The sequence below is a fragment of the Rhodococcus sp. IEGM1339 genome (assembly GCF_050321925.1).
Taxonomy (GTDB): domain Bacteria; phylum Actinomycetota; class Actinomycetes; order Mycobacteriales; family Mycobacteriaceae; genus Rhodococcus; species Rhodococcus pyridinivorans.
Genome location: NZ_JBNQFT010000001.1, coordinates 160,505 through 183,647 on the forward strand (window position 1 = coordinate 160,505; position 23,143 = coordinate 183,647).

A 23,143-nucleotide genomic window follows, 5' to 3' on the forward strand; every position below is an offset into this window, starting at 1 on the left:
AGCGGGTGCGACGGGAACCCGGTTCAACGGGTGAACAGTCCGATGCACTCCACGTGATGGGTGGAGGGGAACGCCGCGAAGGCCCGGACGTCCGCCAACTCGAATCCGTGGTCCCGGTACAGCCCCACGTCACGACCGAAGGACGCGGGATCGCAGCCCACGTGGACGATCCGGCGCGGTCCCGCGGCGGCCACGGCGACCACCACGTCCTTGCCCGCCCCCGCCCGCGGCGGGTCGAGGACGACCACCTCGGGAGCCGGCAGATCGGGAATCACCCGCTCCACGCGCCCGTGACGGAAGGACACCCGGCCGAGGTCGGCGAGCGCCTCGATCCCGTCGTCCACGGCGGTCTTCGACGACTCGACCGACACCACCCGACCGGACGGACCGACCTGCTCTGCGAGCACGGCCGCGAAGACCCCCACTCCGCCGTACAGATCCCATGCCGTCGCACCCTCCGAGGTCTGCGCCCAGTCGGCCACCGCAGCCGAATAGGTCGACGCGGCACCGCGGTGGGCCTGCCAGAAACCGGTCGGCGCCAACCGCCACTCGCGTTCGCCGACCCGCTCGACCACACGTCCCGAGCCTTCGATCACCTTCTCCGGACGGCGCGCGTTCACCGCCGCCCGCCGCGACGCCGCGCCGCGCCGGCCCTGCCGTCGCGCACCACCCGAGAGGACCGGAGGTGCGATCTCCACCACGTGACGCCGGCCGTCCGCGTCGAGTACGACCTGCAGCTCCGCTCCCGGCTGCCACACACGATCGGTGAGGCGGACGTAGGCGTGCGGATCGATCTGCGGGCACGCCAGTTCCGGGACGACCTCGTTGCTGCGGTACCGGCGGTATCCCGGGTTCCCCACCACGTCCACCGCGAGCCGGACCCGGGTGCGCCACAGGGTGCCGTTGGACGCACCGCCCGGCACCTCCTCGACCGTCACCTCGCGGTCCACCCCACCGAGCCGGCGCAGCTGCTCGGCCACCACCGCGCCCGTGAAACGGCGTTGCGCCTCGACGGTCATGTGCGCGAGGTCGCAGCAACCCGCCCCTCCAGGACCGGAGATCGGGCAGACCCGATCGACGCGGTCCTCGGACGCCTCGAGCACGTCCTCCACGTCGGCGAAGCAGAACGACCCGCCCCGATCCTCGGTGACCCGAGCGAAGACACGCTCCCCCGGCAGTCCGTGCCGCACGAACACGACGCGCTCTTCGAACCGCGCGACACACGCACCACCGTGGGCGGGATTGCCGAGGATCACCTCGATCCTCCGGCCGGACCAATCCGTACGCGGGTGTGCCTGACGATTCACCGCGGTTCCTCCTCGTTGTCCAACTGTCGATCCTGCCCGTTGGGGGCGGCCCGCCCCACCGCACCGGCGTCCGCGGACGAGCGCAGCTGCCAGGGCACACTCGTCACCATCACTCCCGGCTGGAAGAGGAGCCGGCTCTTGAGCCGCAGGGCGCTCTGGTTGTGGAGCAGTTGCTCCCACCAGTGCCCCACCACGTACTCGGGGATGAAGACGGTCACGACGTCGCGGGGAGAATCGCGCCGCACCCGGCGGACGTAGTCGAGGACGGGCCGCGTGATCTCCCGGTAGGGCGACTCGACGACCTTCAACGGCACGGTGAGATCGCTCTTCTCCCATTCGAGTACGAGACGCCGGGTGCTCTCGTCGTCGACGTTCACGGTGATCGCCTCGAGGGTGTCGGGGCGGGTCGCCCGCGCGTAGGCGAGGGCGCGCATCGTGGGCAGGTGCAAGGTCGAGACGAGCACGATCGAATGGGTGCGGCTGGGCAACACCCCGTCCCAGTCCGCCCTCTCGAGTTCGGCGGCGACCGTGTCGTAGTGGTGCCGGATCGCCTTCATGAGCCCGAACGCGACGACCATGGTCACCACTGCGATCCACGCCCCGGCGGCGAACTTGCCCGTCAGCACGACCAGCAGCACCACCGACGTGGAGACGCACCCGACGCCGTTGATCAGCCGCGACCGCGCCATGCGGCCCAGCGCCGACGGATCCGTCTCGGTGCTCAGTTCCCGCGTCCAGTGCCGCACCATGCCGGCCTGCCCCAAGCTGAACGCGACGAACACACCCACGATGTACAGCTGGATGAGCCGGGTGACCTCGGCCTCGAAGACCCACACGAAGACGACGGCGATCCCGGCGAGGAAGAGGATGCCGTTGCTGAAGGCGAGCCGGTCGCCGCGGGTGTGGAACTGGCGCGGCAGGTAACGGTTCTGCGCGAGAACCGAACCGAGCACCGGGAATCCGTTGAAGGCCGTGTTGGCGGCGAGCACGAGGATCACGGCGGTGACGATCGTGATCAGGACGAACGCGGCCGGCACCCCCTCGAAGACGGTGTGCGCCAGCTGGGAGAGCAGCGTCTTCTGCTCGTAACCCTCGGGTGCACCGCGCAGCTGGGTGTCGGGATGCTCGGCCACCACCACACCGAGCCGCTCGGCGAGGAAGACCACCCCGAGGAACAGCGTGACGGCGATGCCACCGAGCACCAGCAGGGTCGTCGCGGCGTTGCGTGCCTTCGGCTTCTTGAAGGCCGGCACCCCCGTGCTGATCGCCTCGACACCCGTCAGCGCCGCGCAACCGGACGAGAAGGCGCGCGCGAGTAGGAGGACGAAGGCGAGCGCGGTCAGATCCGTCTGCTCGGCGACGAGTTCGAAGTCCGCCGACTCCGCACTTAGGTCGTCGCCGAGGACGAAGATCCGGAACATCCCGGCCCCGAGCATCACCAGCATGCAGCCCACGAAGGTGTAGGTGAGCACGGCGAACGCCCGGCCGGCGCGCCGGAGTCCGCGCAGGTTCACCGCGGTGAGCAGCACGATCGCGACGACGACGAAGAGCACCTTGTGCCGGGCGACGAACGGGACGGCCGATCCGACCGTCGCCGCCGCGGACGACAGCGACACCGCGACCGTCAGGACGTAGTCGACGAGCAGCGCACTGCCGACGGTCAGCCCTGCCGTGGGCCCGAGATTCTTCGTGGCGACCTCGTAGTCGCCGCCGCCGGACGGGTAGGCGCGCACGGTCTGGCGGTAGCCGGCGACCACGATCACGAGCACGAAGGCGACAGCGAGTCCGATCCACGGCGAGAAGGCGTAGGCGGACAACCCCGCGACGGAGAGGACGAGGAAGATCTCCTCGGGTGCGTAGGCGACCGACGACAGCGCGTCGGAGGCGAAGACCGGCAGTGCGGTGCGCTTGGGCAGCAACTCGTGCCCGAGAGTGTCGCTGCGGAAGGGGCGACCCAGCACGAGCCGCTTCGCCGCGGTGGAAAGCTTGGACACGCGCAAAGCCTATGCGGTTCCGGCCCCGAAGTACCCCTCGGCCGGGTCACGACCCCTCGAAGATCGTCACGCGGTACCGTTCGGATCGGCGGTCCACAGCGGTCCGTCTCGGAAAGATCGACCGGAACGGAGTCCACTGGGGTGTACGTGGTGGTGATGGGGTGCGGTCGGGTCGGTTCGGCGGTGGCCACCGCACTCGTCCGGCTCGGCCACGAGGTCGCGGTCATCGACCGCGATGAGAGCGCGTTCGGACGACTCGGCCCGGACTTCCCCGGGCGCACCGTGCTCGGCATGGGGTTCGACCGCGACGTCCTGATCTCTGCCGGCATCGAACACGCCGACGCCTTCGCGGCGGTCTCGTCCGGCGACAACTCGAACATCATCTCGACGCGCGTGGCCCGCGAGACCTTCGGCGTCGAACGCGTCGTCGCGAGAATCTACGACGCCAAGCGGGCCGCCGCGTACGAGCGGCTCGGCATCCCCACCGTGGCGACTGTGCCGTGGACCACCGACCGTTTCCTGCATGCGCTCACGCACGACAGCGAGACCGCCCGCTGGCGCGATCCCACCGGATCCGTCGCCATCGCCGAGGTGAACGTGCACGAGGGGTGGGTCGGACGACGCGTCACCGACCTCGAGGATGCCACGGGTTCGCGCGTCGCGTTCCTGATCCGGTTCGGCACCGGGTTGCTGCCCGACCGCAGGACGGTGCTGCAGGCCGACGACTCCGTCTATATCGCGGCCGTGGCCGGTTCGGTCTCGGAGGCGATCACACACGCCGAGAACCCGCCGGTCGACGAGAACTGACCCGTCTACCCGAGAGGAAGCCCACATGAAGGTGGCGATCGCCGGCGCCGGAGCGGTGGGGCGCTCGATAGCGCGGGAACTGCTGCGCAACGCCCACGAGGTGATGCTCATCGAGCGCAAACTCGACCACGTAGAACCCGAGTCCGTGCCGGACGCGACGTGGGTACACGCCGATGCCTGCGAACTCAGCTCGCTCGAATCCACCGGACTCGAGCAGTACGACGTCGTGATCGCGGCGACGGGCGACGACAAGGCCAACCTGGTCCTCAGCCTGCTCGCGACCACCGAGTTCGGTGTTCCACGGGTCGTAGCCCGCGTCAACGATCCGCGCAACGAGTGGCTGTTCGACGAATCGTGGGGTGTGGACGTCGCGGTGTCCACACCGCGCATGCTCGCGGCGCTGGTCGAGGAAGCCGTCACCGTGGGCGAATTGGTGCGGCTGATGACGCTGCGCAAGGGCGCGAACCTGGTGGAGGTCACCCTGCGCGACACCACCGCCCTCGCCGGGAAACCGGTCCGGAAACTGGAACTGCCGCGCGATACGGCACTCGTGGCGATCCTGCGCGGCGGGCGGGTGATCGTCCCTCAGCCGGACGATCCGCTCGAGGGCGGGGACGAACTGCTGTTCGTCACGGCGGAGGACGTCGAGGACGATCTCCGGCACGCGGTGAACCGCTAGTCGCGGAGCCGGTGCCGACCGGGGAGCCGAGGCTGCCCGTCGTGCGTGCCGTGCTCGTCGCGGGGCTTGTTCGACAGCCCGTCGTCCGTCGCCGGATCGTCGGCCGGCGCGTCACCGACCGTCTCCGAGGGCGCGGCTTCGACGATGCGGTCGGCACGCCGGACCGCCCAGAGGGTCACGAGCAGGGCAAGAGCAGTAAGCGGCCAGCCCATGCCGATCCGGGCCACCGCGAGCCAGCCGGTGCGGTCCTCGTCGTAGAGGTGGTTCTGCACGAGATAGCGACCGAGGAAGACCAGGGTCCACGCGAGGGTCGCGACGTCGTAGGCGCGCACCGCGGTGGTATGCGAACGCCACCGCGATCCCTGGCCGTTGAGCATCCCCCAGATCACGCCCACGAGCGGTCTGCGGACGAGCACGGACAACAGGAATGCGCCCCCGTAGACCAGGCTCGCGTAGATCCCGAAGAGGAAGTACCCCTTCGCGTCGCCGGTGCGATGAGCGATGAAGGCACACAGGGCGACTCCGAAGAAGCCCGAGATCGCGGGCTGGATGGGGGTGCGCTGGATCAGGCGCCACACGAGCACCGCGAGGGCGACGCCCAGCGCGGACCAGATGGCGACGGTGAGGCCCCACAGGCTGTTGACGGGGACGAACACCAGCACCGGCAGCGTCGAATAGACCAACCCGCTGATCCCACCGAGTTGTTCGAGCATCGTCTGCTGGTTGGTGTCGCTCACTCCTACGAGCCTGCCACATCCGGCACAGGGGTACGACCCTGCGTGCACCAGGGGCACCACTCCGCGCGCACAGAGGTCAGGCGGGCTCGCGCAGCTCGTAGTAGGGGTTGTAGATCACCTTGCGTCCGTCGCGTTCGCCGACACGACCGCGGACCATCAACGTACGCCCGGGCTCGATCCCCGGAATGCGCCGACGACCGATCCACACGAGCTGGATCGAGTCGGTCCCGTCGAAGAACTCCGCCTCGACGACGGCGGCAGCGGCACGCGAACACGACTCGACACTGCGAAGACGTCCGTACATGGTCACTTCCTGACCGCGGGCACATTCGACGACGGGTAGGGCGCCCGTGGAGTGCGAGGATTCGGCCATCTGCTCGGCATCGAGTTCTTCGATGTCCTCGGTGAGCCGCCGTGTGAGCCGACGCAGGTAGCCGGCCGGGGAAGCCATAACACGCTCCTGTACGGAAGGGGCACGGATCTCGCGCCACCGAACTCTTCTTCGCCCGCCACTGTAGACCCATTCTCGCCGGATACAAGTTGCACGGTGCACACGCGCGTGCAGCCGTCGGTCGTCCTGCTGTGCGGGCAGGTGAGCGCGGTCTCCGGGGTTCGATGGTGCAGGATCGTCCGCATGTCCCACAGCGAATCCCCGGTCCCCCCGACCGCCGGCACCGCGGTCGTGCTTCCCGGCACGGGTTCGGACGCATGCTTCGCCGAGAAGGCGTTCGGCGCCGAACTCCGACGGCGGAGCATCATCCCGATCGCCGTCGATCCGGATCCGCGCGGTGTGGTGGCGAGCTATCTCACCGCGCTCGACGAGGCGGCCGAGAACGGGCCGATCCTCGTCGGAGGGGTGTCGATCGGTGCAGCCGTCGCGTTGAGGTGGGCATACGACAATCCGGACCGGGTCGTCGGCGTCCTCGCTGCCCTACCTGCATGGACCGGCGATCCGCGGGAGGCGCCGGCCGCCGCGAGCGCGCGGTGGACGGCCTCCGAACTGCGCGCCCACGGGCTCGATACGGTCACCGCTGCGATGACGGCGTCGAGTCCGCCCTGGCTCGCCCGGGAATTGACGCGTTCGTGGAGCGCCCAGTGGCCCGATCTCCCGTCCGCGCTGGACGAGGCCGCACACTACCGGGCACTCGACGTCGACGAACTGCGTGCCGTGACCGTGCCGGTCGGTATCGCCGCCGCGGTGGACGACGCGGTTCATCCGCTCGCAGTGGGGCGGCAATGGTCGCGGGAGATCCCTCACGCGGAACTCGCGACGGTGACACTCGAACAGGTCGGGGACGACCCCTCCGTGCTCGGGAGGTTGTGCCTCGCCGCGCTCGACAGGATCGTCCCCGTCCCGAACCGATGATCGGTACCGGCCTCAGAAGCCGAGTTGCTGCATCGCCGAACCGGATTCGCCGCGGCGCGGCGGCGTCTGCCGGGCGGGCGGGACCTGCCGCGTCTGCTGGGCGGGCTGTTCCGGCGGGGCCGTCCGCGGAGCGGGCTGCGCCGGAGCTGCGCCCTGTTGCTGCTGCGCCGCGCCCTGCTGCGCGGCGGCCTGCTGTTGCTGCTGCGCGGCGGCCTGCTGTTGCTGCTCCTGCGCCGCGACGAGCTGACGGGTGAGTGCCTCGGGCAACACGATCGGCAGCGGTGTACGGACCGGATGGGGTTCGGATCCGCGACGGACGACGGTGCCGGAGATCACCGACCGTGCGATCCCGACGAGTTCGGAGTCGGCTCCGGCGTTCCCCGAGGGCGCCGCGACGACGCAGCGGATCATCCAGCGGAAGCCGTCGACACCGATGAACCGGAGATCCGCGTTCGCGGTCCTGCCGTGCAGTTCGCGACCCCACGGCCCCGATTCGATGCTGACCTCGGCCTTGTCGTTGCGCAGCGTCTCCGCGAGCTCGGCGGCGACCTCACGCCACTGTCCCGGCGACTTCGGTGCGGCGTACGCGGAGACCGTGATGCGCCCGAACTGGGTCACGAGATGGACGTTCTGCGGCGTCCCGTTCGGAGCCATCTCGACCTGGATCTGACCACCGGCCGGCAGCGGTACGAGCACGGATCCGAGGTCGAGACGGGAGGCGGTCACCGTCTCCTCGTCGACCTCGTCGATGTCGTACGGGCCGGAATCGGCCGCACTTCCGGTGGCGTACTCGTCGTACTCCTCGTCGGCGGGCTCGTCGTACGCGCCGAGGTCGCCGGCGGAAGCGGCGTCGGTCGCCTCGATGTTCGACCCGCGGTCCTTGCGGCGTCGTCCGAACATGTCAGGAACCCTCCTTCACGAGGCCGGCGTGCCCGCCGCTCGATCCGTATCCGCCGCTGCCCCGCGCCGTGTCGTCGAGCTCGTCCACTTCGACGAATTCGACGAGTTCGACACGCTGGACGAGCAGCTGCGCGATGCGGTCGCCTCGGCGGAGTTCGACGGCGCGCTCGGTGTCGTGGTTGATCAGACACACCTTGATCTCTCCACGGTAGCCCGCGTCGACCGTCCCGGGAGTGTTCACGACGGACAGACCGAACTTGGCGGCGAGGCCCGAACGCGGGTGGATCAGGCCGACCGTGCCCACGGGCAGCGCGACGGCGATGCCGGTGCCGACGAGCGCCCGCTCCCCCGGGCCGAGGGTCACGTCGACCGACGTGCACAGGTCCACACCGGCGTCACCGGGGTGGGCACGAGTGGGCACGGGGAGCTCCGGATCGAGCCGGCGCAGCGGTATCGGGGGAAGATCGGTCACGTCGTCCGAGACTACTCGCGTGCCGGGTCGCTCCGCCGAGGCGACTATCCTTACGGTGTGTCCCGTTCCTCGCGCACCTCACCGACTACACCTCCGACGGCCGACGCTCCGACCTTCTCGGAGCGGATGTGGGTGCCGTGGTGGTGGTGGCCGATCGGGCTCGGTGTGGCCGCCCTGCTCGCGGCCGAGCTGCACATGGGTGCCCCGGGGATGTACGCGTGGCTTCCCTACGTCCTTCTGCTCCCGGTCCCGATCTGGGTCCTGACCTGGCTCTCACGCAGCCGGGTCGAGGTGGTCGACGGCGAACTCGTCGTCGGTCGCGCACATCTGCCCGTCGACGTGATCTCGCGGGGTGTGGTGGTTCCGGCGTCGGCCAAGAGCGCCGCGATGGGCCGCCAGCTCGATCCGGCGGCGTTCGTCCAGCACCGTCCCTGGGTGCGGGCCATGGCGCTCGTCGTGCTCGACGACCCGGAGGATCCGACACCCTACTGGCTGGTGAGCACGCGGCGGCCTGCCGAACTGCTCGCGGCGCTGGGTTGCGACGAGTCGGGCCGCAAGGACGATCCGACCCGCAAGTAGGGCTGTTCGAACGGGCACCGGGTCCCCGGATACGACACGGCCCCGGATGCCGGGAACAGCAGAGGCTGCCGCGGCGCCGGGGCACGCAGGAGGGAGACGCGGGTGACCACGGCGCATCGTCGTCACCCGGCCTCGTTTCGCACCTATGTCCTCACGCTGCCCTATGTCCTCACGCTGCGCAGTCCCGGCAGATCATGACACCGTTCTCCTCGCTCGCGAGTCTGCTCCGGTGATGTACCAGGAAACAGCTCGAGCAGGTGAATTCGTCGGCCTGCTTCGGGACGACACGCACCGACAGCTCTTCGCCGGACAGATCCGCCCCGGGCAGCTCGAAGGACTCGGCGGTGTCCGATTCGTCGACGTCCACCACAGCGGACTGGGCCTCGTTGCGCCGGGCCTTCAGTTCCTCGAGTGAATCCTCCGACACATCGTCGCTGTCGGTCCGCCGGGGTGCGTCGTAGTCAGTCGCCATTTCCTCTTACCTTCTAGTACTCGTACCGGTAGCCGGCCGGGACACGGACGGTGCTCCCGGCCAGGGCAACGCACGGCCGTCCGTTGGAGTTCCCGACGGGTGTGCCATTGCTGTGGCATACCCGAATTGACTCTGTTTTCGCGCCGCACCGCCCATTCTTGGACGGTTCGGCCGCCGAACAATAGCCGACCTCACGCACGAATATGCAATCGATGCGTGGAAACGCCGGGAATTGTCTGGCAATCGTCATCAACAACACAACGGCTCGTGACATTTCCTCGGGTCGGCGGTTCCACCGACCACGTCCGCGACCTCTACAGTGAGTGCGACGAACACGGCATGACACGAGAGGCAGGGCCGCGTGGTTTCCCTGATCACCGAAGGAAGCGCAACCGATGACCGCGGCCGCCCGTTCCGTCGGCGCCGGGTGGTCCCGGCCGCCGTGGCGGGTGCCGTCCTCGCCGCAGGCACGATCGTCGTGTGGTCCTCCGTGTTCACCTCGTCCGAGCCCGTCACGACCACCGTGGCGTGCAACGCTCCCCCGACCGAGGCCACCGACCCCGAAGGCCCGCAACCGGCTCCGCTCGGCGAGGTCGTGGACCGGTCGACGCTGCTCGAGGTCGAACCCGCTCCCCTGACGGCCACCCGGGTGCGCGTCTACAACGCCAACGGCGAACGCGGCCAGGCCACGCACGTGGCCGCTCAGCTGAGCGATTACGGTTTCTCGAGCCCGCCCGACGTGCAGGCCGGCAACGATCCGGTCTACGTCGACCAGAACATGCAGTGCCAGGGGCAGATCCGCTTCGGCGAGGCCGGGCGCGCTGCTGCGTCCTCGGTGTGGTTGCTCGCCCCGTGCGCCGAGTTGGTGCAGGACACACGCGAGGACGACACCGTCGACCTCGCGCTGGGAACCTACTTCCGGGACATCTCCCCCGGGGCGGATGCCGAAGAGGTCCTGCGGGCACTACGCGAGGTCCCGGCGGGCGAGGAGACGGCTCCGCTCGACCTCGATCTACTCACGGCCGCACGCAATGCCCGGTGCTGAATCTCTTTTCACAGACCGTGCATCCTGTTTTTCGTCACTGTTGCGGTAAAAGGTGACGAACCACAATTCATGATGTGACGAAACGGTCAATTCGGAATTGCGTCGAGCGCTCCGATTTCGGCGAGCAGAGTTTCGAAATCGGCCGCGATCCCCGGCGCGGCCGCGACCGTGAGTTCCCCGTCGTCCCCGGTGCCGCTCGGGACACGCACCACCGCACCGGCTTCCGCAGCGACGAGCGCCCCCGCCGCCCAGTCCCAGGGACCGAGTCCGTGTTCGTAGTGGGCGTCGACCCTGCCGGCCGCGACCATGCACAGGTCCAGGGCGGCCGCTCCGACACGCCGGATGTCGCGCACCCTCGGTAGCAGCGCCGCCACCAGCTCACCCTGACGTGCGCGTCGTGCCGGCGAGTACGAGAAGCCGGTCGCCACGAGCGCCAGTCGCGGATCCGTCACGGGATTGCATCGCAACGGCACCCGCGTGCCGTCGACGTCCAGATGGGCACCGAGACCCTCTGCCGCCGAGAACGTCTCCCCCGAGGCGATGTCGACGACGGCACCGGCCACCGAGCGTCCGTCGACCCGCGCGGCCACCGAGACCGCCGAGGCGGGGAGTCCGTAGACGAAGTTGACGGTGCCGTCGATGGGATCGACCACCCAGACGACTCCGCTCGCGGCAGTCGCCGTCCCGCCGTCGGCCCCGGTCTCCTCGCCGAGGAAGGCGTCGCCCGGACGCAGTTCCGTGAGCCGACGCCGGATGAGTTCCTCACTCTCGGTGTCGGCGGCGGTGACGGGATCGGTCACCGTCGATTTCGTCCCCACGCTGGCGGCCTCCCCCGAGCCCGGAGGACCGAACAGCTCGACCCGGCGTACACGGACGTAGGACGCGGCCTCACGGGCGACGGTCACCGCTACATCCCTCAGCGCGGACAACTCGGATTCGGGGATTGTTCTCTGTGCGTGCACGAACCGATCCGAACACAGTGCCGACGGTTTCGCCACCGACCCCGCACCCGGTGACACCGGGCACTATCGTTTCCACGAGCGGAGCAGCCGGCCCCACCCAGCGAGAGGAAGTACGCAATGGCACAGGACGTCCCCACGGACCGAGCGACTCCCGTCAACCACGGATTCGGAGTCGACATCGGGGGAAGTGGCGTCAAGGGTGCCGTGGTGGATCTCGACACGGGCCGCTTGGTCGGCGACCGCATCAAGATCCTCACTCCGCAACCGTCCACTCCCGAGGCCGTGGCGAAGACGGTGGCGCAGATCGTCGAACAAGCCGGCTGGACGGGCCCCGTCGGCGTGACCCTGCCGAGCGTGGTCACCGGAGGTGTCGCCCGCACCGCCGCCAACATCGACAAGTCGTGGATCGGGACCGACGCCGGATCCCTCTTCTCGCGGGTGCTCGGCGGCCGGGACGTCTCGGTGCTCAACGACGCCGACGCCGCGGGAATCGCCGAGGACAGCTTCGGTGCCGCCAAGGACACCGACGGCGTGGTGATCCTCCTGACCTTCGGCACCGGGATCGGTTCGGCCGTGCTGCACAACGGTGTACTGCTGCCCAACACCGAGTTCGGGCACATGGAGGTCGACGGCAAGGAGGCCGAGCACCGCGCCGCCTCGTCGGTCAAGGAGCGCAACGACCTGTCGTACAATCAGTGGGCCAAGGAGGTCTCGCGCGTCCTCGCCCGCTTCGAGAATCTGCTCTGGCCCGACCTGTTCATCGCGGGCGGCGGCATCAGCCGCAAGCACGAGAAGTGGATCCCGCTCCTGACCAACCGCACCCCGGTGGTCCCCGCCGAACTGCGCAACGCGGCGGGAATCGTAGGGGCTGCTTATGCTGCGAAAACAGGTGTCACTCCCTGAGTCCGGCGCATCGGCCGCCCGAGGGATCGTTACAATGGTCCCCAGCAGGCCGGAACCGGCCCTCATCCCGACAGACCTCTCCGCCGGAATCACTCTGGCGCGACGCCGCACTACCTCGTCACGAAAGGGCGTACGTGGCAGCCACCGACATCCACACCGCTGATTCCGCCAACGAATCGGCACCCGTTGCGGACGCTTCGAGCGTCGCAGGCGCTGCGGACTCCGCGGAGGGCACCGCTCCCGGTGCCAAGCCGCCGGCGAAGAAGACCGCTGCGAAGAAGGCCCCCGCGAAGAAGGCGGCCGCCAGGAAGGCTCCTGCGAAGAAGGCAGCCGCCAAGAAGACCACCGCGAAGAAGGCAGCAAAGAAGGCCACGAAGGCTGCGGGTTCGGGTGACGAGGACTTCGACGCCACCGAGGAAGCGGACCTCGCAGACCTCGAGGTCTCGGAGGGTGATCTCGCCGGCGCCGAGGATGTGGTGGTCGAGGATAACGAGCCCAGCGAGAAGGACAAGGCCTCGGGCGACTTCGTCTGGGACGAGGAGGAGTCCGAGGCGCTGCGTCAGGCACGCAAGGACGCCGAGCTCACCGCCTCGGCCGACTCCGTGCGCGCCTACCTCAAGCAGATCGGCAAGGTCGCCCTCCTCAACGCCGAGGAGGAAGTCGAACTCGCCAAGCGCATCGAGGCCGGTCTGTACGCGACCCACATGCTGCAGCAGCTGGCGGCGAAGGGCGAGAAGCTTCCCGTCGCGCAGCGCCGCGATCTGAACTGGATCTGCCGCGACGGCAACCGGGCCAAGAACCACCTGCTCGAGGCGAACCTCCGTCTCGTCGTCTCGCTCGCCAAGCGCTACACCGGCCGCGGCATGGCGTTCCTGGACCTGATCCAGGAAGGCAACCTCGGTCTGATCCGCGCGGTCGAGAAGTTCGACTACACCAAGGGTTACAAGTTCTCCACCTACGCGACCTGGTGGATCCGTCAGGCCATCACCCGTGCCATGGCCGACCAGGCCCGCACCATCCGTATCCCGGTGCACATGGTCGAGGTCATCAACAAGCTCGGTCGTATCCAGCGCGAGTTGCTCCAGGATCTGGGCCGCGAGCCCACGCCCGAGGAGCTCGCCAAGGAAATGGACATCACGCCGGAGAAGGTGCTGGAGATCCAGCAGTACGCGCGTGAGCCCATCTCCCTCGACCAGACGATCGGCGACGAGGGCGACAGCCAGCTCGGCGACTTCATCGAGGACTCCGAGGCCGTCGTGGCCGTCGACGCCGTCTCCTTCACCCTGCTGCAGGATCAGCTGCAGTCGGTGCTCGAGACCCTGTCCGAGCGTGAAGCGGGCGTCGTGCGTCTGCGCTTCGGCCTCACCGACGGCCAGCCGCGTACCCTCGACGAGATCGGTCAGGTCTACGGCGTGACGCGCGAGCGCATCCGTCAGATCGAGTCGAAGACCATGTCGAAGCTGCGCCACCCGTCGCGGTCGCAGGTGCTGCGCGACTACCTCGACTGACATCCGTCACGAAGAACGAGGGCCATCCGATCGGGTGGCCCTCGTTCTTCGTTCCGTACCCCGAGGTCAGCAGAAGAAGGCCGCTGGAGAAGGGGCCGCTAGAGAAGCTCCGGTTCGTCTCCGGGAAGGCGCTGTCGCTCGTCACCTCCGGGGAGTCGTGTGGATGCGAACCGCATCACCGGTTCGACGACCCGCGCGGCCACCGGACCGAGCACGGCGGTGATCATCACGTATGCCGAAGCGATCGCCGCGAGGCGACTGTCGACGTGTCCGGAGGCGACGGCCAGCCCGGCGATCACGATGGAGAACTCTCCCCGGGCGATGAGTGCCGCGCCGGCGCGCGCCCGGCCCATCACGGCGATACCGTGACGGGCCGCCGCGATCCATCCGGTGACGAGCTTCGTCAGCGCGGTCAGCACGGCCAGCAGGATCGCCCAGCCGAGCACCGGCGGTATCGCCGTCGGATCGGTGTTCAGCCCGAAGAAGACGAAGAAGATGGCGGCGAACAGGTCGCGGAGCGGTTCGAGGACCCGGACCGCGTTGTGTGCCGTCGAACCGGAGATGGCGATGCCCAGCAGGAAGGCGCCCACGGCCGCGGACACCTGCAGGGCCGACGCGATCCCCGCCACCAGCAGCGCTGCGCCGAGCAGCTTGAGCAACAGCGTTTCCCGATCGGGGCTGTCGAGCACGACCGAGACGTAGCGCCCGTATCGCACCACCAGCACCAACACCACGGTGACGAGACCGAGTGAGATCGCGACGGCTTCGAGGCCGCCGAGCAGACTCACGCCCGCCAGGATCGCAGTGAGGATCGGGAGGTAGACGGCCATCGCGAGATCCTCGAAGACGAGGATCGACAGGACGACCGGTGTCTCGCGGTTGCCGAGGCGCCCCAGATCGGCGAGGACCTTCGCCACGATCCCGGACGACGAGATGTAGGTGACACCCGCAAGCACGAAGGAGCCGATGGGTCCGAGACCCAGGATCAGCGCGATGGCGGCTCCCGGCACCGCGTTCAGGGCGAGGTCGAGCAGGCCTGCCATCCGGGAGCGTCGCAGGCCGCTGATCAACTCGTTCGCGGTGTACTCGAGACCGAGCAGCAACAGCAGCAGGACCACGCCGATCTCGCTGGCGATGTGACTGAACGCCCCGATATCGCCGAGCTGGATGAAGCCACCATTGCCGAAGCACAGGCCGCCGATCAGATAGAACGGGATCGGCGACATGCCGATCCACGCCGCGAGCCGTCCGAGGACGCCGAGTCCGAAGAACACCGCACCCAGTTCGATGAGTGCGAGTGTCGTCGTGTCCATTCTGCGGGATCAGCCGTTGCGCAGGATCCTGGCGGCCGCGTCGAGACCGTCGGCCGTTCCGACCGTCACCAGGATGTCCCCACCGGTGAGAACGAAGTCGGGTGTCGGGGACGGCATGACCTGACCGGCACGCATCACGGCCACGACGGACACACCGGTGCGGGTGCGCAACGCGGTGTCGCCCAGTACCGCTCCGTCGAACCGCGAATCCTCGTGGATGTGGAGCTGGCGGGTGAGGATTCCGGGCAGGTCGCGGTGGTCCTCACGCAACTGGGCGACGAGCTGTGGGGCACCGAGCAGATTGCTGAGCGTCGCCGCCTCCTCGACGGTGAGAGGCAGGGAGGCCGCACACGCGTCGGGGTCGCCCGCCTTCGAGATGATGAGGTCGCTGTGACCGTCCCGATGGGTGATCACCCCGATGCGGCGCCCGGAGGCCAGTTCGAAGTCCTTGCGTACACCGATCCCGGGAAGCGGCGTCACGTCGACGATCATGGTCGAAAGACTAGTCCTCCAGACCGACGGCGTCCGCTCGCTCCCGGTCGAGGGGCGGGAACCGACCGTCCGGTCCCGGCAGGTAGGGCGTCACCTCCACAACGACGTCGACGGGCAGGGGCCCGTAGAGGTGCGGAAAGCGCATCGACTCCGGGTCCTCCGGTACGCCGGGTTCGAAACGGAGCGGGTCGACGAGGCGCGTCGGGTCGACGCGCAGCAGGAGGAGGTCCGTGCGGCCTGCGTACAACCGGTCGGCGGGCAGGTGCACCTGGTGCGGGGTCGACAGGTGGACGAAACCCTGGGTCCCGAGGGAGTCCGGCACGACCGCCCCGAGGGGTCGGAAGTGGTCCCAGTCGTCGCGGGAGATGATGTGCAGCAGGGTCTCGGTCATGGCGTCATTGTGCGTCGGACAGCCCGTCCGGGGCGTTTCCGGCCCCCTCGGGCTCTGCGCTGTGAGCGAACACACCGTGCGGAAAACGGCCATGTCGAAGCATTTTCGCTGTTCGATACGTGAAACACGCCACCATTGGGCATCCAGGGGAACAACACGTGAATACGAATCGTCTGTCAGAGTAGATCCACCGCGCCGGCCGGTGCGGCGGACCAGACCCCGGCACCCGATATGAGCGGTGGCCAGTTTGGAGGAGTCATGCCCGGTACGTTGACCAGCCCGAAATTGACCGCTGCAGATCGCTGCGATCGGTGCAATGCCGCCGCTCGTGTCCGCGCCGTCCTTCCGACCGGCGGAGAACTGTTGTTCTGCGGGCACCACGCGAACGAGCACACCGACCGCCTCCGTGAACTCGGAGCGACGATCGTGAGCGAGTCCGACGCCACCGTGTGATCCGCCGTCCGGAACCACGGTTCCGAGACCCGACCGAACGGGCGACCACCTCGAGGTGGTCGCCCGTTCTCGTCGTCACCAACTGCGCAGGATCGCGATCCGGTCGCGCAGTTGCTCGGCGGTCGCCATCGCCGTCGGCGGACCACCGCACTGGCGACGCAGTTCGCCGTGGATCACCCCGTGCGGCTTCCTGGTCCGGTGGTGCACGACCGCGACGAGCGAGTTGAGTTCGCGACGGAGCTGGGCGAGGGTGTCGGCGGTCTCGACACGCTCGGTCACCTGGGGCGGCGGCGTGGGTGCCGGTTCGGCCTTCGGCTTGTTCAGCTGCTGTTCCTGACGCTGACGCAGCAGCGCCCGCATCTGTTCCGCGTCGAGCAGACCCGGGAGCCCCAGATAATCGGCCTCCTCGTCGGAACCCGCGAATGTCGCGGTGCCGAACGAGGATCCGTCGTAGATGACCTGATCGAGTTCGGCGTCCGCCCCGAGCGAGTGGTAGGCCTTCTCGTCCTCGCCGGGCTCGTCCTTGCGCCGGTTCGCGTCGGCGAGCAGCTCGTCGTCGAAGCCCTCCTTGACCCGGTGCGGCTTGCCGAGGACGTGGTCGCGCTGGGCCTCGAGCTGGCTGGCGAGCTCGAGCAGCACCGGTACGGACGGCAGGAAGACACTGGCCGTCTCCCCCTTGCGGCGCGACCGCACGAAGCGGCCGATGGCCTGCGCGAAGAACAACGGGGTCGAGGCGCTGGTCGCGTACACACCCACCGCCAGTCGCGGGACGTCGACGCCCTCGGACACCATGCGCACGGCGACCATCCACCTCTGGTTGCCCTCGCTGAACTGCGAGATGCGGTCGGAGGCGGTGGGATCGTCCGAGAGCACGACGGTCGGCATCTCGCCGGTGATCGACTCGAGGATCTTCGCGTACGCACGCGCGGTGGTCTGGTCGGTGGCGATGACGAGCCCACCGGCGTCCGGCATGCCGCCGGCACGCAGCTGCTGCAGACGGGTGTTCGCCGCCCCCAGCACCGCAGGAATCCAGTCGCCTTGGGGGTCGAGGGCCGTCCGCCACGCCCGCGCCGTCTGCTCGGCGCTGAGAGGCTCTCCCAGTCGCGCGGTGAACTCCTCCCCCGCACTCGTGCGCCAGCGCGCCTCGCCCGAGTACGCGAGGAATACGACGGGGCGCACGACGCCGTCGGCGAGTGCGTCGGCGTAGCCGTAGGCGTGGTCGGCCTTGGACTGCAGCAGACCGTCCTCGTTCGGTTCGTAGCTCACGAACGGGATCGCACTGTCGTCGCTGCGGAAGGGCGTACCGGTCAGTGCCAGACGGCGGGTCGCGTCCCCGAACGCCTCGAGAATGCCCTCACCCCAGCTCTTCGCGTCGCCACCGTGGTGGATCTCGTCGAGGATCACCAGGGTGCGACGCGCCTCCGTGCGCACACGGTGCTTGAACGGGTGCGAGGCGATCTGCGCGTAGGTGACCACGACGCCCTGGTAGTCGCTCGATGTCTGCCCGGTGGAGTTCGTGAAGTTCGAGTCGAGCGCGATGCCGATGCGGGCCGCAGCACCCGCCCACTGGTGCTTGAGGTGCTCCGTGGGGGCGACCACCGTGATCTGGTCGACCGTCCGGTCGCGCAGCAGCTCCGACGCCACCCGGAGGGCGAAGGTCGTCTTACCGGCGCCGGGGGTCGCGACGGCGAGGAAGTCGCGCGGCTTCGTCGCGAGGTACTTGGTGAGGGCGCGGCGCTGCCAGGCACGTAGCTGGGCCACAGGGGCGGAGGTCGTAGCTTGTCCGACGGTTTCGGTGCTCACCGGTTTCTCGTGCTCCTTGTCCGCTTCGCTCGGGTCGGTGCCACCGCACTCGTCCGGGCGCCGACCGTCATGCAGCCTATCGTCTCGGAGCCCGCGAACCCGCCGAAGCCGCGGCGTCGGCGGGTTCTCCGAGGACTGCGTGGCAGAATTCGAGAGGCCCTCACCTGCCTGTGCGCGCACGCGAGCGTGTCTTCAGGAATTCTGGAAGTAGATGAACGACACACCACGATCCCCCGCACAGGCACCCTCCGGCCGCGTTCGCCGCGCGGTCGGAAAGGGCTGGAAGGTCGTGACGCACACCCTGTCGTCGGCCTGGGACCACTCGATCTTCAGCAAGGCGGCGACCGCGGCCTTCTGGCAGACCCTCTCACTGCCGCCCCTGTTGCTCGGTCTGCTCGGCAGTCTCGGTTACGTAGGTGGCTGGTTCGGTCCCGACACGGTGGAGATCATCACGTCGAAGACCGTCACCTTCCTCCGCTCGGTCTTCAGCGACAGCGTGGTCGACCAGATCATCGAGCCCACGGTCGAGGACGTCCTCCGTCGGGGTCGCGCCGACGTGATGTCGTTGGGCTTCGTGTTGTCGCTGTGGGCAGGATCGTCGGCGATCTCGACGTTCGTGGATTCGATCGTCGAAGCGCACCACCAGCAGGACCATCGCCACCCGGTGTGGCAGCGGATCTTCGGGCTGCTCCTCTACGTGATCTTCCTGATCCTGGCGGTGTTCACGATGCCGCTCGTCGCGCTCGGACCCACTCTGATCGGCCGGTTGCTGCCCGACGCCTGGTTCGATGTCGGCTCACGGATCATCGACACCTTCTACTTCCCCGCGGTGGGTCTGCTCCTACTGATCGGTCTGACGACCCTGTACAAGGTGGCGCTGCCGAAGTCACTGCCGTGGCACCGACTGCTCGGTGGCGCGGTGCTGGCCGGGGTGTTCTTCCTCGCGTCGAGCGTGATCCTGCGGTGGTACCTGACGTGGGTCGCGGCCACGGGCTACACCTACGGTGCGCTCGCCGCCCCGATCGCGTTCCTGTTGTTCACGTTCTTCCTGGGGTTCGCCGTGGTCCTCGGAGCGGAGTTCAACGCCACGGTGCAACAGTTCTGGCCGGCGCGCGCCACGCGTCTGGAGCAGTGGCGGATCTGGCTCGCGGAGCAGTCGGCCCGTGATCCGTCGCCCGACAGCGGACCGGTGACGAACCTCACCCGCCGGTTGACGAGCTCCACGACCATCCGGCTGTCGGACCTGATCCGGCCCGGGGATCGCCAACCCGAGTCGTGGCCGATCGACGGGAAACCCGTCGAGTCGGATGCGGCGCCGGACGATCGGCCTGCTCCCCACGACGACACTGCTCCCCACGACGACACTGCTCCCCACGACGACACTGCTCCCCACGACGACACTGCTCCCCACGACGACACTGCTCCCCACGACGACAAGGCCGGGGGATCCGAAGTTCCCCCGGCCCAGACCGAACTGTTGACGGTGGAGGCAGTATCACCGTCTTCGCCGGCAGCAAGACCGTCGCCGGAATCACCCGACGCCGCGGCGGACGACGAGGTATTCCACCAGGTGTCTCAGTCGCCCTTGCGCAAACCGTCGTAGACTTTCTTGCATTCGGGGCACACCGGCGAGCCGGGCTTCGGCGACCGGGTCACCGGAAAGACCTCACCGCACAGCGCGACCACATGGGTACCCATGACCGCACTCTCGGCGATCTTGTTCTTCTTCACGTAGTGGAAGAACTTCGGGGTGTCGTCGTCGGTCGTTTCGTCGGTGGTGGTATCCGGCCGTTCCTTGATATCCGTGCTCACGTGTCCATGATGCCGCACGGAAGGGCCGGATGTGTATGTGCGTGCGACGGCCCGGCGTGGGAAGGTGGAAGACATGGCGAGAACTCACGGTTTCGGCGGATCCCCCGAGAACGGATCGCCCGACAACCCGGTTCTGATCACCGCGGCGGAGGCGTCGCTCGAGGATCAGCACCGAGCACGGGTTCGCAAGTACCTCACCATCATGTCGGTCCGCATCCCCGCCCTGCTGCTGGCGGCGATCGCGTACGGCGTATGGGCCAATCCCTGGATCTCGATGGCGATCATCGGGGTGTCGATCCCGCTGCCGTGGATCGCCGTCCTCATCGCCAACGACCGGCCGCCGCGCCGCAAGGACGAACCGAGCCGCTGGGACGGCCGCTTCGACGATGCCCCGGCGATCGAGTCGTCCCGCCATCATGTGATCGACGGCTGACAGGGACCCCGGACGGGACGCTTGCGAGAATGTCGTAGTGGACCGCGACCTTCTCCTGTCTCTCTGCCCGGCTCTGCGCACCGCACTGATCCGGTGCCGCTACGACCTCGACACCGTCCGGGAACTGCTCGGCCCCGAGGCGCACGCCGCCCTCGGGCGTAGCGAACCCGTCCCTGCTCGGCGCATCGCGCGCGGTGCGGGCGATCTCGGCGTGCTCGTGCGGCTGTTCCTCCTCCAGGACACCTGCCCCGAGGACGAGGTCGCGCAGGCTCTCGCTCCGGTGACGACGGAGCAGGCCGTGCAGGCGGGACTCGTCGAACGCGACGGCGACGGCGTGCGGGCCGCTCTCGACCTGCGGCCCCTCGACGCCGGGACCGGCAGCCGCTGGGTGCTGTCCGATCTCGACGGCTCGATCCGGCCCGTCCCGACCCGCCCCGATCACGTCCTCGGCGTCGGTCAGGCCTCCCTGTCGCTGCTGCAGGCCACCCCGACCGATCGGGTCGGTTCGGTGCTCGATCTCGGCACCGGTTGCGGGGTGCAGGCGATCCGCGCCGCGGACCACGCGGACGAGGTCACCGCGACCGACATCAACCCCCGCTGCCTGACCCTGGCCGCCGCGAGCGCCGCGTTGAACGAGATCGACATCGATCTTCTCGAGGGGTCGTGGTTCGAGCCGGTCGCCGGCCGGACCTTCGACCGCATCGTCGCGAATCCACCGTTCGTGGTGAGCGCCGGACGTGTCGAGCACAGCTACCGCGATTCCGGTCTCGACCTCGACGGCGCCAGCCGGCTCATGATCTCGCAGGCCGCCGAACACCTGAATCCCGGCGGCACCGCCGCGATGCTCGCGTCCTGGGTGCACGTCGAGGGCGAGGACTGGCGGACCCGCGTCGCATCGTGGCTGCCGTCACACGGCGTCGACGCCTGGATCGTGCAGCGCGATGTCGCCGATCCGGCCCTCTACGTCGGGACGTGGCTGCGAGACGGTGACGCCGATCAACGCGAGCCGGAGGTCGCGGTGCGTGCCGAGCAGTGGCTCGACCACTTCGAGGAGCAGGGCGTCGAGGGCGTCGGGTTCGGGTTCGTCTACCTGCGCCGCACCGACCTGCCGTCCGATGTGATGGCCGAGGACCTGCGGCACGCGTTCACCGACGCGCTGGGTGACGAGGCGATCGACTACTTCCGGCGCCTCGACTGGCTGCGTACGCACGAGGTGCTCGACGCCCGTTTCGCGGTGCGGCCCGACACGGCCCTCGAGCGGGTGCACCTGCCCGGCGAGGACGGGTGGGACCAGGTGGTCGTGCGGGTGCACCGCAGTGGCGGTCCGGCCTGGCAGCACGAGGTGGACGACCTCGCGGCCGCCCTGCTCGGCGGCATGCGCGCCGACGGTCTTCCGCTCGGGGATCTCGTGTCGCTGCTCGCGGCCGCGCACGGCGAGGACGAGGACGACCTCCTCACGCAATCGGTGGGCCTCGTGCACGGCTTGGTGCGGCACGGGTTGATCGAGCCCGTCTGACCCCCTCCGGGGCGTTCCTGAGGTTCCACGATTCGGTTCTCTCAGCAACTTCTCAGGAGCTCATCGGGTTAGTGCAGGTCAGCGCGGTGGTACTCCGAGACCGACGGGAACTCCAGCGCTTCGCCGGTCGTTGAACCCTGTGAGACACCACCGATGAGGAGGCACGTCATGGCACGCCCCGAAACCACCGCTCGCTTCGATTCCGACCTGGACGGTCAGAGCCCCGCAGCCGATCTCGTTCGCGTCTACCTGAACGGCATCGGACGGACCGCTCTGCTCACCGCAGCCGACGAGGTGGAATTGGCCAAGCGGATCGAGGCCGGCCTGTATGCCAAGCACCTGCTCGAGACGAAGAAGCGTCTGTCGGCGGCGAAGAAGCGCGACCTCGCGATCATCGTCCGCGAAGGACAGGCCGCTCGTAGCCACCTGCTCGAGGCGAACCTGCGCCTCGTCGTCTCGCTGGCGAAGCGTTACACCGGACGCGGTATGCCCCTGCTGGACCTCATCCAGGAGGGCAACCTCGGCCTGATCCGCGCGATGGAGAAGTTCGACTACGCGAAGGGCTTCAAGTTCTCGACCTACGCGACGTGGTGGATCCGTCAGGCCATCACCCGCGGAATGGCCGACCAGAGCCGCACGATCCGGCTCCCCGTCCACCTCGTCGAACAGGTCAACAAGCTCGCCCGCATCAAGCGTGAGCTGCACCAGCAGCTCGGCCGCGAGGCGACCGACGAGGAACTCGCCAACGAGTCGGGTATCCCCGTCGAGAAGATCGCCGACCTGCTCGACCACAGCCGCGACCCGGTGAGCCTCGACATGCCCGTCGGCAACGACGAGGAGGCCCCGCTGGGCGACTTCATCGAGGACGCCGAGGCGACGTCCGCCGAGACCGCCGTCATCGCCGGACTCCTGCACAGCGACGTCCGCAGCGTCCTCGCGACGCTCGACGAGCGCGAACAGCAGGTCATCCGGCTGCGCTACGGCCTCGACGACGGCCAGCCCCGCACCCTCGATCAGATCGGCAAGCTCTTCGGGCTGTCCCGTGAGCGTGTCCGGCAGATCGAACGCGAAGTGATGGTCAAGCTCCGCGAAGGAGACCGCGCCGAGCGCCTTCGCGCCTACGCCAGCTGACCGGGCGCGTCAGCGGTATCCGATCCCCGAGAACCGGGCTGGGTTCTCGGGGATCGTTGCCGTTCGGG

Annotated in this window: 25 protein-coding genes; 12 read left to right on the forward strand and 13 right to left on the reverse strand. The window is 68.7% G+C overall.

The features are described 5' to 3' along the window. Nucleotides 1–23 precede the first annotated feature (23 nt). Nucleotides 24–1,307, reverse strand: coding sequence for a class I SAM-dependent RNA methyltransferase (locus tag ACQR3U_RS00785; protein ID WP_230809475.1), 1,284 nt, complete (start codon nt 1,305–1,307; stop codon nt 24–26). Beyond that, nucleotides 1,304–3,301, reverse strand: coding sequence for an APC family permease (locus ACQR3U_RS00790; RefSeq protein ID WP_230809476.1), 1,998 nt, complete (start codon nt 3,299–3,301; stop codon nt 1,304–1,306). The genes ACQR3U_RS00785 and ACQR3U_RS00790 overlap by 4 nt, the downstream gene beginning before the upstream one ends. A gap of 141 nt (nt 3,302–3,442) precedes the next feature. Between ACQR3U_RS00790 and ACQR3U_RS00795 the strand changes: the two genes are divergently transcribed. Beyond that, a complete protein-coding gene (locus ACQR3U_RS00795) occupies nt 3,443–4,108 on the forward strand; it encodes a potassium channel family protein (protein ID WP_064060807.1) in 666 nt (221 codons plus the stop codon). 25 nt (nt 4,109–4,133) lie between these two features. Beyond that, nucleotides 4,134–4,787 (forward strand): potassium channel family protein, encoded by a 654-nt coding sequence (locus ACQR3U_RS00800; protein WP_230809477.1) that lies wholly within the window; start codon nt 4,134–4,136, stop codon nt 4,785–4,787. Here ACQR3U_RS00800 and ACQR3U_RS00805 read toward each other — a convergent pair. Continuing rightward, a complete protein-coding gene (locus ACQR3U_RS00805) occupies nt 4,784–5,524 on the reverse strand; it encodes a DUF3159 domain-containing protein (protein WP_230809478.1) in 741 nt (246 codons plus the stop codon). The genes ACQR3U_RS00800 and ACQR3U_RS00805 overlap by 4 nt on opposite strands. 76 nt (nt 5,525–5,600) lie before the next feature. After that, nucleotides 5,601–5,975 (reverse strand): OB-fold nucleic acid binding domain-containing protein, encoded by a 375-nt coding sequence (locus ACQR3U_RS00810; RefSeq protein ID WP_006551351.1) that lies wholly within the window; start codon nt 5,973–5,975, stop codon nt 5,601–5,603. Nucleotides 5,976–6,158: 183 nt separating this feature from the next. Here ACQR3U_RS00810 and ACQR3U_RS00815 point away from each other — a divergent pair, with 183 nt between their 5' ends. After that, complete coding sequence (locus ACQR3U_RS00815; RefSeq protein ID WP_063714178.1) at nt 6,159–6,890, forward strand: alpha/beta fold hydrolase; 732 nt, start codon at nt 6,159–6,161, stop codon at nt 6,888–6,890. Nucleotides 6,891–6,902: 12 nt separating this feature from the next. On the opposite strand, the gene ACQR3U_RS00820 is transcribed toward ACQR3U_RS00815, so the two are convergent. Together ACQR3U_RS00820 and dut are read right to left on the reverse strand one after the other, a co-directional pair. Then, the gene (locus ACQR3U_RS00820; protein WP_230809479.1) at nt 6,903–7,790 is read right to left on the reverse strand and encodes a DUF3710 domain-containing protein; all 888 of its coding nucleotides are present in this window, start codon (nt 7,788–7,790) and stop codon (nt 6,903–6,905) included. 1 nt (nt 7,791) lies between these two features. Beyond that, nucleotides 7,792–8,262 (reverse strand): dUTP diphosphatase, encoded by a 471-nt coding sequence (gene dut, locus ACQR3U_RS00825; RefSeq protein WP_006551348.1) that lies wholly within the window; start codon nt 8,260–8,262, stop codon nt 7,792–7,794. Between the two features lie 126 nt (nt 8,263–8,388). On the opposite strand from dut, the gene ACQR3U_RS00830 reads away from it, so the two are divergent. Continuing rightward, a complete protein-coding gene (locus ACQR3U_RS00830; protein ID WP_230809618.1) occupies nt 8,389–8,841 on the forward strand; it encodes a DUF3093 domain-containing protein in 453 nt (150 codons plus the stop codon). Nucleotides 8,842–9,010: 169 nt separating this feature from the next. Here the strand turns inward: ACQR3U_RS00830 and ACQR3U_RS00835 are convergent, their stop codons facing one another. Next, complete coding sequence (locus ACQR3U_RS00835; protein WP_006551346.1) at nt 9,011–9,313, reverse strand: DUF4193 domain-containing protein; 303 nt, start codon at nt 9,311–9,313, stop codon at nt 9,011–9,013. A 361-nt stretch (nt 9,314–9,674) separates the two neighbouring features. Here ACQR3U_RS00835 and cei point away from each other — a divergent pair, with 361 nt between their 5' ends. After that, nucleotides 9,675–10,358: an envelope integrity protein Cei gene (gene cei, locus ACQR3U_RS00840; protein WP_006551345.1), complete on the forward strand. Its 684-nt coding sequence runs from the start codon at nt 9,675–9,677 to the stop codon at nt 10,356–10,358. Between the two features lie 86 nt (nt 10,359–10,444). Here cei and ACQR3U_RS00845 read toward each other — a convergent pair whose 3' ends face one another. Continuing rightward, nucleotides 10,445–11,338: an inositol monophosphatase family protein gene (locus tag ACQR3U_RS00845; RefSeq protein ID WP_051121554.1), complete on the reverse strand. Its 894-nt coding sequence runs from the start codon at nt 11,336–11,338 to the stop codon at nt 10,445–10,447. Nucleotides 11,339–11,437: 99 nt separating this feature from the next. On the opposite strand from ACQR3U_RS00845, the gene ppgK reads away from it, so the two are divergent. Both ppgK and ACQR3U_RS00855 read left to right on the forward strand, forming a co-directional pair. Then, nucleotides 11,438–12,223, forward strand: a complete 786-nt coding sequence (ppgK, locus tag ACQR3U_RS00850) for a polyphosphate--glucose phosphotransferase (RefSeq protein WP_230809480.1) — start codon at nt 11,438–11,440, stop codon at nt 12,221–12,223. 134 nt (nt 12,224–12,357) lie between these two features. Further along, nucleotides 12,358–13,731: an RNA polymerase sigma factor gene (locus ACQR3U_RS00855; protein WP_230809481.1), complete on the forward strand. Its 1,374-nt coding sequence runs from the start codon at nt 12,358–12,360 to the stop codon at nt 13,729–13,731. A gap of 98 nt (nt 13,732–13,829) precedes the next feature. Here the strand turns inward: ACQR3U_RS00855 and ACQR3U_RS00860 are convergent, their stop codons facing one another. The 3 genes from ACQR3U_RS00860 to ACQR3U_RS00870 are packed head-to-tail and all read right to left on the reverse strand — an operon-like array spanning nt 13,830 to nt 15,927. Then, on the reverse strand, nt 13,830–15,044 hold the full coding sequence (locus ACQR3U_RS00860) for a cation:proton antiporter (protein ID WP_230809482.1): 1,215 nt from the start codon (nt 15,042–15,044) through the stop codon (nt 13,830–13,832). 9 nt (nt 15,045–15,053) lie between these two features. Beyond that, the gene (locus ACQR3U_RS00865) at nt 15,054–15,536 is read right to left on the reverse strand and encodes a cation:proton antiporter regulatory subunit (protein ID WP_006551340.1); all 483 of its coding nucleotides are present in this window, start codon (nt 15,534–15,536) and stop codon (nt 15,054–15,056) included. A 10-nt stretch (nt 15,537–15,546) separates the two neighbouring features. Next, entirely contained in the window at nt 15,547–15,927 is a 381-nt protein-coding gene (locus ACQR3U_RS00870; protein ID WP_230809483.1) for a DUF952 domain-containing protein, read from the reverse strand. A gap of 258 nt (nt 15,928–16,185) precedes the next feature. Here ACQR3U_RS00870 and ACQR3U_RS00875 point away from each other — a divergent pair, with 258 nt between their 5' ends. Beyond that, nucleotides 16,186–16,380 carry a DUF7455 domain-containing protein gene (locus tag ACQR3U_RS00875; protein WP_006551338.1) on the forward strand — a complete coding sequence of 65 codons (195 nt, stop codon included), beginning with the start codon at nt 16,186–16,188 and terminating at the stop codon, nt 16,378–16,380. A 75-nt stretch (nt 16,381–16,455) separates the two neighbouring features. Here ACQR3U_RS00875 and ACQR3U_RS00880 read toward each other — a convergent pair whose 3' ends face one another. Beyond that, nucleotides 16,456–18,183, reverse strand: a complete 1,728-nt coding sequence (locus ACQR3U_RS00880; protein WP_024100707.1) for a DEAD/DEAH box helicase — start codon at nt 18,181–18,183, stop codon at nt 16,456–16,458. Between the two features lie 211 nt (nt 18,184–18,394). On the opposite strand from ACQR3U_RS00880, the gene ACQR3U_RS00885 reads away from it, so the two are divergent. Continuing rightward, on the forward strand, nt 18,395–19,786 hold the full coding sequence (locus ACQR3U_RS00885; RefSeq protein ID WP_428692113.1) for a YihY/virulence factor BrkB family protein: 1,392 nt from the start codon (nt 18,395–18,397) through the stop codon (nt 19,784–19,786). On the opposite strand, the gene ACQR3U_RS00890 is transcribed toward ACQR3U_RS00885, so the two are convergent. Then, nucleotides 19,759–19,995 (reverse strand): DUF3039 domain-containing protein, encoded by a 237-nt coding sequence (locus ACQR3U_RS00890; protein ID WP_006551335.1) that lies wholly within the window; start codon nt 19,993–19,995, stop codon nt 19,759–19,761. The genes ACQR3U_RS00885 and ACQR3U_RS00890 overlap by 28 nt on opposite strands. A gap of 73 nt (nt 19,996–20,068) precedes the next feature. On the opposite strand from ACQR3U_RS00890, the gene ACQR3U_RS00895 reads away from it, so the two are divergent. The 3 genes from ACQR3U_RS00895 (at nt 20,069) to ACQR3U_RS00905 (ending at nt 23,075) form a co-directional block, all read left to right on the forward strand. Next, nucleotides 20,069–20,428 (forward strand): DUF3099 domain-containing protein, encoded by a 360-nt coding sequence (locus tag ACQR3U_RS00895; protein WP_006551334.1) that lies wholly within the window; start codon nt 20,069–20,071, stop codon nt 20,426–20,428. Between the two features lie 37 nt (nt 20,429–20,465). Further along, complete coding sequence (locus tag ACQR3U_RS00900) at nt 20,466–21,944, forward strand: DUF7059 domain-containing protein (RefSeq protein WP_064852460.1); 1,479 nt, start codon at nt 20,466–20,468, stop codon at nt 21,942–21,944. Between the two features lie 168 nt (nt 21,945–22,112). Next, a complete protein-coding gene (locus ACQR3U_RS00905) occupies nt 22,113–23,075 on the forward strand; it encodes a sigma-70 family RNA polymerase sigma factor (RefSeq protein WP_006551332.1) in 963 nt (320 codons plus the stop codon). Nucleotides 23,076–23,143 lie beyond the last annotated feature (68 nt).